Here is an 18,397-nt window from a genome sequence, read left to right as displayed (position 1 = left end):
AAGCGAGACGAGACGTCTCGTCCATCATAAAAGGACGGCCCGCTCAGCTCCGCTGGTATCTGGCGAGCACGAGATTGCCGTCCTCCACCAGGCGTCGCCGCAGCTCGGCCGCGTCGATCGCCCCGCTGTAGTACTCCTGGAAGGCCGGGGTCGCCACCTTGTCCTTCCACTCCGCGTAGCCCCGCACCGACTGCGCGGGAGCGGAGCGCAACTGGCGCGCCACCGCCGCTCCGGTGGCCCAGCCGTCCTTCGCGGTGTGCAGGGAGGGATCGGCGAGCGCCGCCGTGCCGGTCGGCAGCATCCAGTCGCCCCGCGCGAGGCGGACCATGTTCCGTGGCTGGAGGAAGAAGTCGAGGAAGCGCGCCGCCTCCTTCTTGTAGGGGCTGTCCTCGGCGATGGAGAGCGTCTGCGGGCTGACGCCCTGGGCGAGACCGTCCTTCCCGGCGGGCGCGGGCAGCACGATCCACTCGAAGCCCTTCGGCGCCTGCTGGGTGATCTGCTGCCGGTACGAGAAGCCCAGCGGGACCATCGCGTACTTGCCGCCGAAGAAGCCCGGCAGAGCGTCCGAGCCGCCCGTGCCGAGCGTGGAACGCGAGGCGCTGCGGTCGGTGTTGACCTGGTCGTGGATGGTGCCGGGCACGATGCCGTCCGCCTCGCCGAAGCGGATGGTGACCTTGCCGTCCTCACCCCGGTGGAAGAGCTGCCCCCCGGCCGAGAGGCCCAGGTTGAGGCTGACGGAAACCGGTTCCTTCAGCGGCCAGGCGATCGCGTACCGTCCCTCGCCCATCGTCGCCGTCAGCTCCTTGGTCACCTGACGGAACTCCTCCCAGCTCCAGGGCCGGTCCGGGGTGGGGATCCGGACACCGGAGGACTCGAGGATCTTCTTGTTCGCCATGATCAGGCGCGGCTCCTGGAGGAACGGAACGCCGTAGATCCCGTCCCCGAAGGTCGTCGTCTCCCAGCTGTGCGCCGGGATGTCCGCGCGCAGCCGCCCGGGGAGGAGCTCGGTGAGATCGGCGAGATAGCCGCCGTAGGCGAAGTCGGCCAGGTCGTCGGAGGCGTCGTGGATGATGTCGGGCGCCTCCCCGCCCTCGAAGGAGGTGAGGAGCTGGTCGTGGACGGAGTCCCAGCTTCCCTGGACGTAGTCGACCTGGATGTCGGGGTGGGCGGCGTTCCACTCCGCCACCAGCTCCTTGTTGGCGTCGACCGACTCCTGCTGCCAGGCCAGGGACTGGAAGCGGAGCCGCACCTTCCCACCCTCCCCGCGTTCCTCGTCCGAGGCACAGCCGGTGAGCAGCAGGGCCAGTGCGGCGGCCGCCGCGGTGAACATCCGTGCCCGCATCAGGACTTCACCGCCCCGGTGAGCATCCCGCCGGTGATCCGCTTCTGGATGATCGCGAAGATGACCAGCGAGGGGACGGTGGCGAGGAAGGCCGCCGCGGCCAGCGGTCCGAGGTCGGCGACACCCTCGGCGCCGAGGAAGTGGGTGAGGACGACCGGCAAGGTCTGCTTCTCCGGGGTCTTGAGCAGGACGAGCGCGAAGAAGAACTCGTTCCACGCGGTGATGAAGGCGAAGAGCGCGGTGGCGACGATGCCGGGGGCGAGCAGCGGGGCGGTGACCGAGACGAGCGTACGGAGCTTTCCGGCGCCGTCGACGGCCGCGGCCTCCTCCAGCTCGGCCGGGACGGCCCTGACGTACCCCGTGAGCATCCACAGCGCGAACGGCAGCGACCAGACGACGTACACCATGACCAGGCCGAAGAGGCTGTTGATCAGATGCAGGTTCTTCAGGACGAGGAAGAGCGGAATGATCACCAGGACGAAGGGGAACGCCTGGCTGACCACGACCCAGCCGGTGGCCGCCGTGGCGAGCCGGCCGCGGTGGCGGGCCATCACATAGGCCATGGGCGTGGCGATGGCGACGGCGATCAGGGCCGCGGAGACGGCGGCGAGCAGGCTGTTCCCGGCGGCGCGGAGCAGCGGCTGTTCGTCGAAGGCCTGCCGGAAGTTGGCGAGCGTCGGGTCGTCCGGGATCCAGGTGGGGTGGAGCGAGCCGAGCTCGGGGGCGGGTTTGAAGGCGGTGGAGATCAGCCAGAGGAACGGGAAGGCGAGGAAGACGAGATACGCGAGGAGCGCGAGGTACTGGCCGATCCGCGCGGGCCCGCGGGTGCGGAGCGTGCTCACCGGTCCTGGTCCCCCTTCAGCCGTCCGACGAGATAGAGGGCGAGGAGCACGGAGATGACGGCGACCATCACACAGCCCATCGCGGCGGCGTAGCCGAACTGCCCGTAGCGGAACGCCTCTTCGTAGGCGAAGAGCATGGGCAGCCTGGTCCGGCCGCCGGGTCCGCCGCTGGTCAGGACGTAGATCAGGGCGAAGGAGTTGAAGTTCCAGATGAAGTTGAGGGCGGTGATGGCGAGGGCGACGGGCTTGAGGGCGGGCCAGGTGACGGTACGGAAGCGGCGCCAGGCGCCCGCGCCGTCGAGGGCGGCCGCCTCGTGGAGTTCGTGCGGGGTGTTCTGGAGCCCGGCGAGCAGGGCGACCGTGGTCTGCGGCATGCCCGCCCAGATGCCGACGACGATGACGGCGGGCAGCGCGGTCGCGAGCCCGGTGAGCCAGTCGCGTCCGTCACCGAGGCCCAGGTCCCGGACGGTCTCGTTGAGGATGCCGGCGTCGGGGTTGTAGACCAGCCGCCACATGATGCCGACGACGACTTCGGGCATCGCCCAGGGGATGATCGCGAGCGCCCTGGCCAGCCAGCGGAAGCGAAGGTTCTGGTTGAGCAGCAGCGCCAGGCCGAGGGCGAGCAGGAACTGCGGGACGGTGACGCCGACGGCCCAGAGCAGACCGATCCGGAACGAGTCCCAGAAGAGGGTGTCGTGCAGCAGGTCCTGGAAGTTGAGGGTGCCCACCCACTGCGTGGGCTGGGTGCGGCCTGACTGGGCGTCGGTGAAGGCGAGCGCGATGCCGTAGAGGAGGGGGCCGACGCTCAGGATCAGGATCGGGATCAGCGCGGGCAGTACGAGGAACCAGGCACCGTGGCTCCGCCCGCGGCCGGGCGGCTCCTTGCCGGCGGTCGCTGGTCCGCCGGACCGCTTCGTCGCGGTCACCACACCCACAGGCTCGACCCCTTATGCAGCTGATGCGGCTTATGCGACGTTGCACTGGCTTCCGTCATGGTCCTGACGAGTCGTCGGTTCGTCAAGGCCGCCTGCGTGGATGCGAGACTTTGGCTCATTCGCACACGCATCGGGCAGACCCCCATCGGTCGGAGACGGAGAGACGTATGGACGAGGCGCGGGCACGGGAGATCCTGGCCGCCGCGGAGCTGCCGGCCCGGGAACCGGAGGCGTCGCTGCTCGCGCTCGGTGAGAACGCGGTCTTCGCGACGGGCGATCTGGTGATCAAGATCGGCCGGGACGCGGAGCTGCTGGCCCGCGCCGAGCGTGAGCTGGCGCTCGCCGACTGGCTCGCCGAGGCCGGCGTACCGGCGGTAAGGGCGGCGGAACCGAAGCCGCGTCTGGTGGAGGGCCACCCGGTCACCCTCTGGCACCGGCTGCCCGAGGCCGTACGTCCCGCCGAGCCCCGCGACCTGGCCCCACTGCTCCGCCGGATCCACGCCCTGGGCGAGCCCGCCTCGTTCACGCTCCCCCGCCGGGAACTGCTCGGCGGGGTCGAGCGCTGGCTGCGGCTCGCGGGCGACGCCGTCGACCCGGCCGACGCGGCCTATCTGCGTGAGCGACGCGACGCCTTCGCGCCGGCGGCGGCCGCGCTCGTTCCTCGTCTCGCTCCCGGCCCGATCCACGGCGACGCGCTGCCCCGCAACGTCCATGTCGGCCCCGACGGGCCGGTCGTGGTCGACCTGGAGACCTTCTCCTCAGATCTGCGCGAGCACGACCTGGTGGTGCTCGCCCTCTCCCGCGACCGGTACGGGCTCGACCCGGCCGCGTACGACGCGTTCACCGAGGCGTACGGCTGGGACGTCCGGGAGTGGGAGGGGTGCGCGGTACTGCGCGGGGCCCGGGAGACGGCGAGCTGCGCCTGGGTGGCCCAGCACGCGCCGACCAACCCCAAGGCCCTGGCCGAGTTCGAGCGGCGGGTCGCCTCGCTGCGGGACGGTGACCCGGAGGTGCGCTGGTATCCGTTCTGACCGGGTTCGGCCCTGCCCGCCGCCGGACGCAGGGTGCGTCACTCCGGCCTCTTGCGCGGCTTCGGTACGCGTCAGCCCGCCACGACCACGGCTTCCCGCAGCGGCCAGGACGGGTCGACGACCGCGTCCGGGCTGCCCTTGCGGCGCAGGAAGTCCTGGAAGTCCTCGGCCCAGTCGCGGTACCAGCCGATCTGGCGTGCGTGCAGCTCGGCCGGGGTCAGCGCGGCGACCGACGGGTGCCGGTCGGCTATCGCGACGGCCACCCGCACGGCGGCCAGGGCGTCGGCGGCCGCCTGGTGGGCCGCTTCGAGGACCACGCCGTACTCCCCGCAGACCGCTTCCAGGGTCCGCTTCCCCCGGCGATAGCGGTCGACGGCCCGGTCGATGGTGTACGGGTCGATGACCGGACCCGTGGCGGCGCCGCCGAGCCGTTCGCTCAGCGAGGGAAGGCCGTGGCGGCGCAGTTCGGCGGAGAGCAGGGTCAGGTCGAAGGCAGCGTTGTACGCCACGACCGGCACGCCCTGGGACCAGTAACCGGTCAGTGCCTCGGCGATCTCGTCGGCGACCTCGCGCACCGGCCGCCCCTCGGCCGCCGCCCGCTCGCTGCTGATGCCGTGGATCGCGGACGCCTGCGCCGGGATGCGGATCCCGGGGTCGGCGAGCCAGTCGCGCTGCCGTACCACCCGTCCGCCGTGGACGCCGACGACCGAGGCCGTCACGATCCGCGCCTCCAGTGGTTCGGTGCCCGTCGTCTCCAGGTCGAAGCCGACCAGCTCTTCCCCATGCCAAGTCATCGGGTCCTCCTTACGTGATCTCCCCCGTGGTGCTGAACACCCTCGCACGCGCCACTGACAACGCCGTCCGCGGCGAACTCACGAGACGGGCCGGGAGTCGAGCCACACCGACTCGAACTCCTCCCTGTATGTCGCGAAAAGTCCGTGTTCTCCGACCCCGTTGTCCCCGGATGGCCGGCCCGAGCGCACCACGTTCCGCCCGCCCCCGCGCAGCACGAGGACCGGCGCCTCCATCCCCCGCGCCCGCCGCAGATACGACTGGACGACACCGACCCCGTCCGGCCCGTCGCCGTCGACGAGGTACGCGGTGAAGCGCGGCGTCTCGTCGAACACGTGGATCTGGAAGGCGCCCGGGTCGCGCAGCTTGGAGCGGACCCGCCGCATGTGGAGGATGTTCATCTCCACCGAGCGGCTCAGCTCGCCCTTCTTGAGGCCGAGTTCCCGCTCGCGCCGCTTGACGGCGCTGCTGGCCGGGTTGAGGAAGAGCAGCCGTATCCGGCAGCCTGACTCGGCCAGCCGGACGAGCCGCCGCCCGGAGAAGTTCTGCACCAGCAGATTCAGTCCTATGCCGGTGGCGTCGAGGCGCCGGGCCCCGCCGAAGAGGTCCTCGGCCGGCAGCTGCCGCTGGAGCCTGACCCGGTCGGGGTGGACGGAGACCACGTCGGCGTACCGGTCGCCGACGAGGTCCTCGACGGCGTCGACCGGCAGCCGGTCGGCCGACGGCACCCCCGCCCCGGTGCCGAGGATCTCCAGGAGCCGGGCGGAGGCCCGCTCGGACTGGGCCAGCACGGTCAGCGACAGGGCCCGGTTGCGGGAGACGACATTGCGCGTCACCTCCAGCTCGTCCAGCGCGAGTTCGACCTCGCGCCGGTCGTCGAAGTACGGCTCGAAGCACGGCCAGTGCTGCACCATCAGCTCCCGCAGCTGCGGCAGCGTGAGGAAGCTGAGAACGTTGTCGTCCGCCGGGTCGAGGAGATACCCCTTGCGCCGCGAGACCTCCCGGACCGCGACGGCCCGCTGCACCCACTCCTGCCCGGCCGGACCGGCCGCGGCCACCACCCAGTCCTCGCCGTGCACCGGCTCGTACACGGGACGCAGGACCGCCGCGACCACGGCCCGCAGCCGTTGCTCGACGAGATTCAGCCAGATATAGGCGCGCCCCGCCCGCTGGGCCCGGGTGCGCACCTCGCTCCAGGCTTCGGCGCCCCAGTCGAGCTCCGCCCCGATCTCCATCGGCCTGGCGACGGAGACCGCTCCGGGCGGCACCTCACCGGGTTCGGGGGAACTCCCCTCGTGACCCGCGTCACCTGGGGGCAGCTCCAGACCTCCCGAGCTCACCCGCGCACCGCCTTCTGCTCCTGGACGCCCGTCTGACCAGTCCGACAAGATCAAGGAAGGGTACTCCGGGAGCGGGAGGCGGTGCAGCAGGATCGCCAGGCTCCTTGCTCAACTCCCCTGACTCGGTGTGCCGTTCTGGTTGGCGAGATCGGGCGGAGTGAGCGGATTCATAGCGGTTACGTCCCTGGGTGCGAGCTGGAAACCCTGCCAGTGGACCGGCATCGGCTGCTGGTCCTCGTCCCGGGCGATGTGGTGGAACCCGATGTTGACCCAGACGGCGGGGTCGGTCAGCGTCTCCCCGTTGACCCACTTGTCCACGCTGTCGGGCGCGTTTCGGCCACAGTTGAGGATGTTGTTGCTGGCGAACTGCTCGCAGGCGCGGCTCTGCGTGAAGTAGATGTCGTGCTTGGTGAAGCCGCGGCCGGCGTGGGTGTTCGAGGGTCCGGGCACGATCTCGTACGACCGGGGGTGGCCGTCCTTGTTCTTGCCGTTCGCGCTGACCACCCGCCACCAGCGCATGTTCTTCGCGTCCCCGGCGAGTTCCTTGGTGACCGGGGTGCGGGTGGTCTTCACGGTCGGGCCGCCGTTGCCGCCGGGAGCGGTGACCTTGGAGTCGTACTGCTCGATCCGGTCCTTGACGCTGCCGTCGAGGCCGAAGTCGAGTCGCCAGAAGACGTTGTGGGCGTGGCTGGTGGCGTAGGAGCGGGCGCCGGGTCCGATGGGCCAGCCGCGGCCGTCGGTGGCGTTGTAGTCGGCGGGCGAGAGGCTGCCGGTGGCGCCGACGTTGGCGGCGATCGTGCCGTCGGAGGAGAACCGCCACTCGGTGATGTACTCGTACCAGGCGACCTTGTTCACGGTGTAGACGAGCAGGTCCTTGCCCTGGGCCTGCCAGACCTTGGTGCCCTCGTCGTTGGCCATCCGGTACGCGTGCCCGCGCGCCCGGGTCGTGGTGCACAGGCCGTCGACCTTGCCGACCTCCGGCACCTTCACGGAGGTGATCGTGCCACCGGGGCACTCGGCCGGCTTCAGGTTCTGCAGTCCCCAGCCGAACCCGGCGCCGGTGAGATCGTCGTACTCGGCGTTGCCGTCGTCGTACGGCACATGGATCTGGGCGAGCTTGGCGCTGGTGAGCACCCGGATCGGAGCGCTCGCGCTCTTGGGCTGGTAGGTGACCTTGTCCAGGACGAGCCCGGAGTCGGTGTCGTAGCGCCAGCACATGCGCCAGGTGGTGCCGCCGTCGAGCTTCTGCTCGATGCGGTACGCGGCGGAACAGTCCGGGCGGGGCGCGGCGGGCGCGGCGGGTGCCGCGGTGGCGGAGGTCGCCGGGCCGGCGGCGGCCGTGGCGGTGCCGAGCAGGGCGGCCGCGGCGAGCACGGCGCCGTGCCTGCGGGCGCGCGAGAGCGACGGGGTGGACATGATGGACGAACTCCCTCGTACGGAAGTGCGGAAGGCGGACGGATGCGCGGGTGGTCGGGCCGCGCGAGAGACCGGACGAACGGATGCGGCGGTCAGCCGACGCGGGTGACGGTCCGGGCGCTGAGGTCGACGATCAGATTCCGCGTGTCGATCCAGGAACCGTTGTGGACCTTGGTGACCAGGCGGACACACCGGTGTTCACCGCACGCGGTGAGCCCCGCGGGGACCTCGGCCTCGCGGTAGGGGCGGTAGACGTCCCCGTTGAACCAGAGCTGGTCCACCGAGGTCAGCGCCTTGCCCGTGGCGTCCTTGTAGTCCTCCCGGACGCCGTTGCCGAGCGGGCTCTTCAGGATGAGTTCCAGCGCCTCACGCAGCTCCTCCGGGTGCGCCGAGGGCTGCACCCCGCGCTGGGCGACCGCGCTCTCCACCTTCCCGGTGGTGAGGTCGACGGTACGGGTGATCAGCTCGTCGCGTTCGTAGTCGTAGAACCGCACCTCGGCACGGCGTGGCGCGGCCGGGTCGTCGGCCTCCTCCGGACGCGGGTCGGCCAGTTCGGTGGCCAGGTGCTGGGGGCCCCGGGCCCCTTCGACGTCGCGTTGCGCGGCCCTGGCCGGCGGGGTCAGCGCCAGCTCCTCGGCCCGCTTCAGCTCGTCGTCGGTGAGCGGGTCGGTGCCCACACCCTTCTTCCCCTCGGGCGGCGCGGCGGCCACCTTCGCGGGTTCCGGCGCGGTGCCGTCGGACGTGCCGCCGACGTCGGCACCCGCACCCTCGCCCGCAACGGATCCGGCGCTGCGGCCACCCGCGACACCGGTCCTCGGCGTGTCGTCCGCACCCGCGGTCCCCGGCAGGGTGATACCGACCATGACGGCGGTCCCCGTCACCGCCATGGCCGCGCCCGCCAGCACCTTCCCCAGATGGCGGCGCACTATTTCGTGCACACTTCCCCCCTTCTGCTGCTGTTCTCCCCGATTTCACTGCGGTCACCCGGTAGGACGGACCGAAGTCCTAGGAGGTTGCCCGTCTTTCGGGCAGGATTTGGCCGGAGTGCACCCCCACACCCGGATCAGAATGGAAGAGTCTTATCTATGCAGGTCTGGCCGGGACAGGCGTATCCCCTGGGCGCCACCTACGACGGCGCCGGAACGAACTTCGCGGTCTTCTCGGAGGCCGCCGACAGAATCGAGTTGTGTCTGATCCATGACGACGGCTCGGAGACGGCGGTGGAGCTGCGCGAGACGGACGCCTTCGTCCGCCACGCGTATCTACCGGGCGTGATGCCGGGTCAGCGGTACGGATTCCGGGTCCACGGTCCGTACGCGCCGGAGCGCGGGCTTCGCTGCAACTCCGCGAAGCTGCTCCTCGACCCGTACGCCCGTGCGGTCTCGGGCTCGATCGACTGGGGCGAGGCGGTGTACGGCTACCACTTCGGGCGGCCGGACTCCCGCAACGACCTCGACTCCGCGCCCCACACGATGACCTCGGTCGTGGTCAACCCCTACTTCGACTGGGGCGACGACCGGCGTCCGCGCACGGACTATCACCGTACGGTCATCTACGAGGCCCATGTGAAGGGCCTGACGATGCTCCACCCGGAGCTGCCGGAGGAGCTGCGCGGTACGTACGCCGGCCTCGCTCACCCCTCGGTGATCGGCCATCTCAAGGAACTGGGCGTCACGGCGCTGGAATTGATGCCCGTGCACCAGTTCGTCAACGACCACCGGCTGGTGGACGCGGGCCTGGCGAACTACTGGGGCTACAACACCATCGGTTTCTTCGCCCCGCACAACGCCTACGCCTCCTGGGGCGACCGGGGCCAGCAGGTCCTGGAGTTCAAGTCGGCGGTGCGGGCTCTGCACCAGGCGGGGATCGAGGTCATCCTCGACGTGGTCTACAACCACACCGCCGAGGGCAACCACCTGGGCCCCACACTCTCCCTGAAGGGCCTGGACAACCCCTCGTACTACCGGCTCTCGAACGACCGCCGGTACTACACCGACACCACCGGGACCGGGAACTCGCTGCTCATGCGGTCCCCGCACGTGCTCCAGCTGATCATGGACTCGTTGCGGTACTGGGTCACGGAGATGCATGTCGACGGCTTCCGCTTCGACCTGGCGGCGACACTCGCCCGCCAGTTCCACGAGGTGGACCGGCTGTCGTCCTTCTTCGACCTGGTGCAGCAGGACCCGGTGGTCAGCCAGGTCAAGCTGATCGCCGAGCCGTGGGACGTGGGCGAGGGCGGCTATCAGGTGGGCAACTTCCCGCCGCTCTGGACGGAGTGGAACGGGAAGTACCGCGACTGTGTACGGGATCTGTGGCGGGGCGAGCCCCGGACGCTCGCCGAGTTCGCCTCCCGGCTGACCGGCTCGTCCGACCTCTACCAGGACGACGGCCGGCGCCCGCTCGCCTCGGTGAACTTCGTGACCTGCCACGACGGCTTCACGCTGCGCGATCTCGTGTCGTACGACGGGAAGCACAACGAGGCGAACGGCGAGGGCAACCGGGACGGGGAGAGCCACAACCGGTCCTGGAACTGCGGCGCCGAGGGCGAGACGGACGACATCGGCATCAGGGAGCTGCGCGCCCGCCAGATGCGCAACTTCCTGGCGACGCTGATGCTCTCGCAGGGCGTGCCGATGCTCAGCCACGGCGACGAGTTCGGGCGGACGCAGGGCGGCAACAACAACGCCTACTGCCAGGACAACGAGGTGTCGTGGGTGCGCTGGCCGGAGCCGGGTGCCGAGGAGGAGGGCACGCTCCTGGAGTTCACCCGGGCGATGGTCCGGTTGCGCCGGGACCATCCGGTCTTCCGCCGCCGCCGCTTCTTCCACGGGCGGCCGGTGGAGGGCACGCACGACGAGCTGACCGACATCGCCTGGTTCACGCCGGAGGGCGTGGAGATGACCGCGCGGGACTGGCAGGCGGCGCACGCCCAGGCGCTGTCGGTCTTCCTCAACGGCAACGCGATCTCGGAGCCGGGGGCGCAGGGTGAGCGGATCGCCGACGACTCCTTCCTGCTGATGTTCAACGCGTCCTCGCAGGAGCTGGAGTTCGAGGTGCCGGTCAACCACGGCCAGACCTGGCGCGTCGTGGTCGACACCTCCCACCCGGAGGGCATCCCGCCCCAGGAGGGCCCCAAGGTGGCGGCGGGCGAACGGGTGACCCTGGCACCGCTCAGCCTCACGGTGCTGCGCCGACCGGCATAGCGCGCCGGGGCGTCCCGGCCCGGGTCCCGTCGGCCCGGGCCGGAGCCCGTCGTCCCGGGCCGGAGCCCCCCTCGCCGCCGGCCGGACCCGGGCCGGGGCCGGGGGCGGACCCGCCGGCGCTGGTGTTCCGTGGACGCCCGCCGGTCAGGCGCTGTTGCTCGCGGCCGGCCGCTCCGCCAGGTCCGGCGTCGGGGGCCGGGTCCGTACCGTCCAGGACAGGACCGCGCACAGCACGGCCGCGACGACGGCCACGGCGAACGCGGCGGGTGCGCCGTGGCTCTCCGCCAGACGGCCGGACAGGGCGAGTGCGAGCGCCTGGCCGCCGACGATCCCGCTGGTCAGGAAGGCCATCGACTCGGCCATCCGGCTTGCCGGGACGGTCCGCTCGGTGAGGCCGAAGACGGTGATGAGGTGCGGCGCGTAGGCGGCGCCGAGGACGATCACGACCGTGTACAGCGCCCCGAGGGAGTCGACGAGGACGAGGGGGAGGGAGAGGACGACGAGCGCGACGGTGGCCGCGCGCCAGCGCGTCGGCAGCCCGATCCGCGCGGGTACCGCGGCCATCGAGAGTCCGACGGCCGCGCTCATCACTCCCATGGCGGCGTAGACGAGACCGGCCTGGGCCGGTGCGCCGAGCTTCTCGGTGAGCGCGGTGATCCCGGCCTGCGAAGCCCCGAACATGGCGCCCTGCAGCACCATCGTGACCCGAAGGGCGTACGCGGCCCCGGGCAGCCGCGCCCGTTCGGCGGCGCCCGTACGGGTGGTGACGGCCGGCTTCCCGGTGCCGCGCTCCTCCCCGCCGCCCTCGGCCGCCCGGGCCGACGGGTGCAGGGCGAAGGCCGTACCGCAGGTCGCCAGGAGGACGGCGGCGAGGAGCAGGGCGGCCGCCGGGTGGGCAAGCGCCGCGGCGAGGCCGACGAGGGCCGGTCCGAGGACGAAGGAGACCTCGTCGAGGGTGCCTTCGAAGGACAGCACCGTCCCCACCGCCCGGTCGTCCGCGCCGCTCCGCCGGACCAGCGCCACCGACCGGGTCCGGGCCAGCGGCCCGACCTGCGGAACGCTCGCCCCCGCGAGCGCGCCGAGCAGCATCAGCCGGCCGGTCGACGCGTGGGCGAGCGCCGCCACCACCAGCGCGGCGACGCAGACCGCGTTGGCGAGGGAGGCGGCGAGCACGACGCCCCGCTGCCCGCGCCGGTCGGCGAGCCGGCCGATCACCGGTCCGGCTACCGTCTGGCCGGCCGCGAGCGCCCCGCCCGCGAGCCCCGCCGTCGTCAGGGAACCGCTCGTCTCGGCGACCAGGAGCAGGCTGCCGAGCTGGCACATGGCGGTGGGAAGCCGGCCCAGGAACGAGACCACCGGCAGCGCCGGCCCGAGCAGGGACATCGTGTCGCGATACATCCGGAGCATCACGCGAAGTTGACGCGATACATACGAACGGACGCATGGGGCGATGACACAGAAGCCGCCCAGCGGGGTACGTACGTTCGCATGACGCCCTCGCCCACGCCCACCGCCACGTACCGGCTGCAGCTCCAGCCGGACTTCCCGTTCGCGTCCGCCGAGCGTGCCGTCCCCCATCTGGCCGGCCTCGGAGTCTCCCATCTCCATCTCTCGCCGGTCCTGGAGGCCGTGCCGGGCTCCGCCCACGGGTACGACGTCACCGACCATCGCGCCGTCCGGGCCGAACTCGGCGGCGAGGACGGCCTGCGTTCCCTCGCCGCGACCGCCCGCGCCCATGGCCTCGGGCTGGTCGTCGACCTCGTGCCCAACCACATGGCGGCGTCGCCCCGGTACAACCACGCCCTGCGCGACGTGCTCCGGGAGGGCCCGGGCTCGCCCTACGCCCGCTGGTTCGACATCGACTGGGAGGCGGGAGACGGGCGGATCCTGCTTCCCGTGCTGCCGGCCAGACTTCCCGAGGTACGGGAGCGGATGCGCGTGGCGGACGGGACCCTGCGCATCGACGAGCAGGAGTTCCCGCTCCGGGACGGCACGGAGGGGCTGCCGCTCACCGAGCTGCTCGACGCCCAGTGGTACCGCCTCGCCTGGTGGCGGCTGGCCCGCACGGAGCTCAACTACCGCCGCTTCTTCACCATCTCGGACCTGATCGGGGTACGGGTCGAGGACCCCGAGGTCTTCGACGCGACCCACGCCAAGATCGTGGAGCTGGTACGGGACGGGGTGGTCGAGGGCTTGCGGATCGACCACCCGGACGGGCTCGCCGACCCCCAGGGCTATCTGGAGCGGCTCCGCGAGGCGACGGACGGACGGTGCTGGACGGTGGTCGAGAAGATCCTCACCGGGACGGAACCGCTGCCCGCGGAGTGGCCCGTCGGCGGCACCACGGGCTACGACGCGCTGCGGTACGTCGACGGAGTCTTCGTGGACCCGGTCGGGGCGGACGAACTGCGGGACGTGTACCGCGAGTTCGTCGGGCGGGCCTCGGACAGGGGCGGCTGCTGGGAGGCGACCGCGCGCCGGGCCGCGTACAAGGTCGTGACCCACGAACTGGCCGCGGAGACGGCCGCGCTGACCAGGATCGCGAAGCGGATCTGTGCCGCCGATCCGGAGCTGCGGGACCACGCGCCCTGGGCGCTGCTGACCGCGATCCGCGAACTCCTCGTCCGGGTCCCGGTCTACCGCACCTACCGGACGGGCGGGGAGGCGGTCCTCACCCCCGAAGCGGCCCGAGGGGCGAAGGCGGCCTTCGCGGTGGCGGAGGAGGCCGCGGTCGTGGACACGGTTCGGGAGCTGGCGCTCGGGCGGCTCGGGGACGGAGCCGAACACCGGGCGTTCCGGGCGAGGTTCGCCCAGACGTCCTCCGCCCTGCGGGCCAAGTCCGTGGAGGACACGGCCTTCTACCGCTACACACCGCTCCTCTCGGCCAACGAGGTGGGCGGAGAGCCCGGCCGGCCGGCGGTCACGCCGGAGGAGTTCCACGCGTACTGCGCACGGCTCGCCCACGACTGGCCGGCCACCGGCACGGTGCTGACCACGCACGACACCAAGCGCAGCGCGGACGTCCGGGCGGGTATCGCCGTACTCGCCCAGTGCCCCGCCGTCTGGGCGGAGTTGCTGGACGAGGTCTCCGGGGTGCCGGCGCCCGATCCGCATCTGGCGTGGACGGCGTGGCAGACCGCGTTCGGCTTCGGCACGCCGGACGCGGCGCGTCTCGGCCCGGCCGTGCTGAAGTCCGTACGGGAGGCGGGACTGCACACCAGCTGGACCGAGCCCGACGAGGTCTACGAACGGGCGGTCGCCGACTTCGTGGCGGCGGGTCCCGGCCGTATCCCGCTGCGCTCGGCGTCGGAGGCGGCGTTCGCCCTGGAGCCGCACATCCGGGCGCACCTTCTCGGCGCGGCGCTGGTGCATCTGACGATGCCCGGGGTGCCGGATCTGTACCAGGGGACGGAACGGGAGTACCGGGCGCTGGTCGACCCGGACAACCGGCGGCCGTTCGAGGTCGGTCCGGACGACGACAAGACGGCGGTGGTGCGGGCGGCGCTACGGCTCCGGCGGGAGCGCCCGGAGGTCTTCGGCGAGCCGGGGAGCTACGCCCCACTGACCGCGTCCGGCCCGGCGGCGGCCCACTGTCTGGCCTTCACCCGCTCGGGCGAGGTGGTCACGGCGGTCACGCGCCTGCCGCTTCGGCTGGCGGAGGCGGGTGGCTGGCAGGACACCGAGCTGGTGCTCCCGGACGGCCGCTGGGCCGATCTGCTCGACGGCGTACGCGAGTTCACGGGCGGCGCGGCCACGGAGGTCAAGCTCGCGGAGCTGTTCGACGAACGCCCGGTGGCCTTGCTGGCCCGTCTGCGCGAGTGACGGACGGGCGGTGGGGGCCGGGCCCCGGGGCGTGGATCGGGCGCCCCGGGAGGTGCGGTCAGCCGCCGGGGCGGACGAGGAGGTTCCGGGGGCCTCGGGTGATCAGCCCCGTGTACTCGGGGAGGTAGCCGTCGGCGACGCGCAGACGGGGCATCACGTCGAACAGGGCGCGCAGGGCGTACTCCGCCTCGAAGCCGGCCAGCAGGACGGCGGGGCACGCGCCGGAGCCGTAGGTGAGCTGGCCGGGGTCGTCGCGCAGCGGGTCGTAGCGGTCGGGTGCGCGGAAGCGTTCCGGGTCGCGCCCGGCGGAGCCGATCAGGAGGGCGACCGGCTCGCCCGCCGGGATCGTGCCGCCGCTCACCCGGACCTCGGCGCGGGTCCTGCGTACGGCGATCTGCACGGGCGGGTCGCGGCGCAGCGACTCGGTCCAGGCGCGGGCGATCAGGCCCGAGGGGGCGTCGCGGAGCGCGTTCGTCAGGTCCGGGTCGGTCAGGACGTTGGCGAGGAAGGAGGCCAGGGCCTTCTCGCGTGCCGCGATCTGCGCGGTGCACCGGCCGGCCGGCGCGGAGGCGGCCCGGCCGCGCACCAGCCGCATCATGTCGCGGTAGGGCACCCCGATGGCGGCGGCGACGGTTCCGGCGGGCAGCCAGTGGCAGTAGTCGGCCACGAGGTCGGCCTGGCGCCGGTCGGCGATACGGCGGGCGAGGAGGTGGGCGGTGCGTTCGGCGACGGCCCGCAGCTCGGCCTCGTCGACGTCGACGTGGCCGGTCGCGCAGGGCGGGTCGCCGGGCCGGTGGCCGTGGGTGAACCGGGCGTCGGTGAGCGCGCCGGCGACGTCGGCGTACCGGCTGAGCACCCAGGCCCGCAGCATCGGGTCGAAGGTGAGCGGGAACTCCTCCCGGAGCACGCGGTGGACGCGGTGCGGGATCCGGGTGGCCCCGGGGTCGAGGGGGCTGGGGGCGACGGTGCGCGCGGGGGCACGGTCGGTGTCGGCGGGTCCGGTGCCCCGGACGCGCCCGGCGGCGGCGCGGGCGCGGAGGGAGGGCGCGGGCTCCATGGGCGGGACCTGCGCCCAGCTGTCCTGCCGTATCGCCGGCTTCGGCCTGTCGCTCATCGCGCCCCCTCGGTGGGTTCCGCTGTGGGTGGCTGCCGCGGCCGGACAATCCTGGCGCGCGTCTCACCACCCCACCACCGGCCGACGCCCGCCGCAGTCGACATACCGCCGAACGGGTGAATCACTCCGTGCTGTCGAGGCGGGGACAGCGTGCGCGGAGGTGACCGATCCCGCGCCCGGGCGTCACCGCCCCCGTCGCCCCGGCTCAGGCCCCGACCGGCCGCGCCGCCCGCGAGGGCACTGGAGGCGCCGGATGCGCAGGATGCTTCGGCGACCGGTCGGTGGGCGGGCGCTCGGGCCACCAGGCACGGTCGCCGAGGAGCGCCATCGCGGACGGCAGGATCACCGCACGCAGCACGATCGCGTCGAACAGGACCGCGACGGTCAGACCCACCGCGATCTGCTTCATCTCGATGCGGTCGATGAACAGGAAGCTGACGAAGACCGACACCATGATCACCGCGGCGCTCGTCACCACGCTCGCCGAGCCGGCGATCCCGTCCACCACCGCCGTCCGCGTCGGCACTCCACGGCGGACGGCCTCCCTGATCCGGCTGACGACGAAGATCTGGTAGTCCGTGGAGAGCCCCACGAGGATCGCGAAGACCATCAGAGGAGTACGGGAGCCGACGAAGCCCAACGACTCGAACCCGAGCGGGCCCTCCGCCCAACGGCCCTGGAACACCAGGGTGAGGACGCCCCACGCCACCAGCACCGCCGCCAGGTTGAGCAGCATGCCGACCGCCGCCATCACCACCGAGCGGAACGCCGCGAACATCACCGCGAAGGTCGCGAGCGCGACGAGGGCCACCACCCAGGGCAGCCGCCGCTCCTGGTGCGCCGCGTAGTCGGCGCCGGCCGCGATCTCCCCCGACACCGCCCACTGCGCCCCGGGCGCTCCCGTTCCCGTCCCGGCTCCCGTTCCCGTCGCTCCTTCCGTTCCCGTTCCCGCGACGGCGGCGGGCAGCAGCTCTCCCCGGACCTTCTCCAGGGAGCGGGTGGCCTCGGGCGAGTTCTGGGCGTACGGGACGGGCAGCGCGAGCAGTGCCGTACGGCCGTCCTCGGCGGTCCGCACCACCGGCATCCGGTCCTGTGCAAAGAGCCGGTCGCCCCGCGTGGCCTCGGCCAGTCGCCGCAGCGGCGCCGCCGGGTCGTCACCGCGCACCAGGACGAGATGCGCGGGCCCCTCGGAGGGGAAGGCGGTCACCAGGCGGTCGTACGCGGCGACCGCGGGGACGCTGTCCGGGAACGTCTCCTTGCCCTCGGTGCCGAGCCTCATGCCGAGCGCGGGCGCGGCGAGCGCGACGGTCACGACGAGTCCCGCGACCAGCGAGACCAGCGGACGGCGTACGACGGGCCGCAGCACGGCGGCCCACAGCCGCCCCTCCCCCCGCCCGCCCCGCCGCCGGGAGCGGCGGGCGAGCCGGCCGCCGTCCATCCGGTGCCCCAGCGCGGCCAGGAGGGCGGGAAGGACGGTCAGTGAGCCGCCGACGGCCACGAGCGTGACCAGAATGGCGCCGGTGGCGATCGAGGAGAAGATCACGTCCCCGACGACGTACAGACCGGCCAGCGAGAGCGCCACGGCGAGACCGGAGTCCACCACCGCCCGTCCGGAGGTCGCGGCGGCCAGTTCGACGGCGCGGGCGGGGGAGATCGAGCCGCCCGAGCGCTCCCGCTCCTCACGGGCCCGCTTCAGGAAGAAGAGGGAGTAGTCGACGCCGACGGCCATGCCCATCATGAAGATGACGCTCAGCGCCGCGCCGCCCGCGTCGGGGAAGACCCAGGAGGCCAGCCCGTACAGACCGACCGCGCCCGCGAAGGCGAACAGAGCGAGCAGGACCGGGATTCCGGCGGCGAGGACCGCGCCGAAGACGACGAGCAGGATCAGGAAGGTCACCGGGAGGCTGATCATCTCGGTCCGCTGGAGCTCCTGCCCCTGCTTGTCGTTGACGGCGACGGAGATCGAGGCACTGCCGGTCTGTTCGATCCGCAGCGCGGGATGGGCCTTCTTGACCGCCGCGGTCTGCGCGAGGAGGGCGTCGACGTCCTCCTTGGCGGTCTCCTTGTCTCCGCGCAGCGTGACGGCGACCCGCAGGGCCGCGCCGTCACGCGACGGGACCGGTTCGGCGACGTCCTCGACGGCGGGCAGGGCCGCCATCCGCCGGGCGACGTCCTCCGCGGCCGCCGCGAGCACCCCGGACCCGGGCGACGCGCCCACGGCCGCCCCCGACCCGGCCACCGCGCCCCCGGCCGTCCCCGCCGCGTGCTCGATCAGTATCTGCTCGACCGGAGGCGGGGTGAGCCCGCTGCCCGAGGCCATGGCCTCGGCACGCCCCGCCTCACCGACCCAGAAGTCCGCGAAGGACCCCTTGTTCGTCCCGGCCGCGGCCCCGGCGCCGACGCAGAGCGCGAGAAGGAGCACCCATCCGGCGATCGCCCTCCATGGGTGCGTGGCACACCACTGTGCCGTCCTGACCGTGACCGGAACTCTGCCCGACATACGGGCACCTCCCTCGTACCTGCCGACCCGTGCCGATGGGGCCAGCCTCCCGCCGGA

General features: G+C 72.5%; 13 protein-coding genes. 3 read left to right on the top strand and 10 right to left on the bottom strand.

Annotation, left to right across the window (positions count from 1 at the left end):
- Window positions 1-43: 43 nt before the first annotated feature.
- The 3 genes from ABZY12_RS16440 to ABZY12_RS16430 are packed head-to-tail and all read right to left on the bottom strand — an operon-like array spanning window position 44 to window position 3,113.
- A complete protein-coding gene (locus ABZY12_RS16440; protein WP_356890709.1) occupies window positions 44-1,342 on the bottom strand; it encodes an extracellular solute-binding protein in 1,299 nt (432 codons plus the stop codon).
- The gene (locus tag ABZY12_RS16435; RefSeq protein ID WP_356890707.1) at window positions 1,342-2,184 is read right to left on the bottom strand and encodes a carbohydrate ABC transporter permease; all 843 of its coding nucleotides are present in this window, start codon (window positions 2,182-2,184) and stop codon (window positions 1,342-1,344) included. Before ABZY12_RS16435 ends, ABZY12_RS16440 begins: the two co-directional genes overlap by 1 nt.
- Window positions 2,181-3,113 (bottom strand): sugar ABC transporter permease, encoded by a 933-nt coding sequence (locus ABZY12_RS16430; protein WP_356890705.1) that lies wholly within the window; start codon window positions 3,111-3,113, stop codon window positions 2,181-2,183. The genes ABZY12_RS16435 and ABZY12_RS16430 overlap by 4 nt, the downstream gene beginning before the upstream one ends.
- 173 nt (window positions 3,114-3,286) lie before the next feature.
- Here ABZY12_RS16430 and ABZY12_RS16425 point away from each other — a divergent pair, with 173 nt between their 5' ends.
- Window positions 3,287-4,150, top strand: coding sequence for an aminoglycoside phosphotransferase family protein (locus ABZY12_RS16425; RefSeq protein ID WP_356890703.1), 864 nt, complete (start codon window positions 3,287-3,289; stop codon window positions 4,148-4,150).
- Window positions 4,151-4,221: 71 nt separating this feature from the next.
- Here the strand turns inward: ABZY12_RS16425 and ABZY12_RS16420 are convergent, their stop codons facing one another.
- The 4 genes from ABZY12_RS16420 to ABZY12_RS16405 form a co-directional block, all read right to left on the bottom strand.
- Entirely contained in the window at window positions 4,222-4,944 is a 723-nt protein-coding gene (locus tag ABZY12_RS16420) for an exonuclease domain-containing protein (protein WP_356890701.1), read from the bottom strand.
- A 78-nt stretch (window positions 4,945-5,022) separates the two neighbouring features.
- Window positions 5,023-6,282, bottom strand: a complete 1,260-nt coding sequence (locus ABZY12_RS16415; RefSeq protein WP_356890699.1) for an SAV2148 family HEPN domain-containing protein — start codon at window positions 6,280-6,282, stop codon at window positions 5,023-5,025.
- 108 nt (window positions 6,283-6,390) lie between these two features.
- A complete protein-coding gene (locus ABZY12_RS16410; protein ID WP_356890697.1) occupies window positions 6,391-7,698 on the bottom strand; it encodes a copper amine oxidase in 1,308 nt (435 codons plus the stop codon).
- A 92-nt stretch (window positions 7,699-7,790) separates the two neighbouring features.
- Window positions 7,791-8,636, bottom strand: a complete 846-nt coding sequence (locus ABZY12_RS16405) for a Tat pathway signal sequence domain protein (protein WP_356890695.1) — start codon at window positions 8,634-8,636, stop codon at window positions 7,791-7,793.
- Window positions 8,637-8,783: 147 nt separating this feature from the next.
- Here ABZY12_RS16405 and glgX point away from each other — a divergent pair, with 147 nt between their 5' ends.
- Window positions 8,784-10,904 carry a glycogen debranching protein GlgX gene (gene glgX, locus ABZY12_RS16400; protein ID WP_356890693.1) on the top strand — a complete coding sequence of 707 codons (2,121 nt, stop codon included), beginning with the start codon at window positions 8,784-8,786 and terminating at the stop codon, window positions 10,902-10,904.
- A 144-nt stretch (window positions 10,905-11,048) separates the two neighbouring features.
- Here glgX and ABZY12_RS16395 read toward each other — a convergent pair whose 3' ends face one another.
- Entirely contained in the window at window positions 11,049-12,302 is a 1,254-nt protein-coding gene (locus tag ABZY12_RS16395; protein ID WP_356890859.1) for an MFS transporter, read from the bottom strand.
- 90 nt (window positions 12,303-12,392) lie between these two features.
- Here ABZY12_RS16395 and treY point away from each other — a divergent pair, with 90 nt between their 5' ends.
- A complete protein-coding gene (treY, locus tag ABZY12_RS16390; protein WP_356890691.1) occupies window positions 12,393-14,726 on the top strand; it encodes a malto-oligosyltrehalose synthase in 2,334 nt (777 codons plus the stop codon).
- A 58-nt stretch (window positions 14,727-14,784) separates the two neighbouring features.
- Here the strand turns inward: treY and ABZY12_RS16385 are convergent, their stop codons facing one another.
- Together ABZY12_RS16385 and ABZY12_RS16380 are read right to left on the bottom strand one after the other, a co-directional pair.
- Window positions 14,785-15,840: a cytochrome P450 gene (locus ABZY12_RS16385; RefSeq protein WP_356890689.1), complete on the bottom strand. Its 1,056-nt coding sequence runs from the start codon at window positions 15,838-15,840 to the stop codon at window positions 14,785-14,787.
- 205 nt (window positions 15,841-16,045) lie between these two features.
- Window positions 16,046-18,340, bottom strand: coding sequence for an MMPL family transporter (locus tag ABZY12_RS16380; RefSeq protein WP_356890687.1), 2,295 nt, complete (start codon window positions 18,338-18,340; stop codon window positions 16,046-16,048).
- Window positions 18,341-18,397 lie beyond the last annotated feature (57 nt).

The sequence above is a fragment of the Streptomyces sp. NPDC006551 genome (assembly GCF_040611675.1).
Taxonomy (GTDB): domain Bacteria; phylum Actinomycetota; class Actinomycetes; order Streptomycetales; family Streptomycetaceae; genus Streptomyces.
Note: the sequence above shows the minus strand (reverse complement) of the source record. Positions and strands in the feature narration are given on the sequence as shown.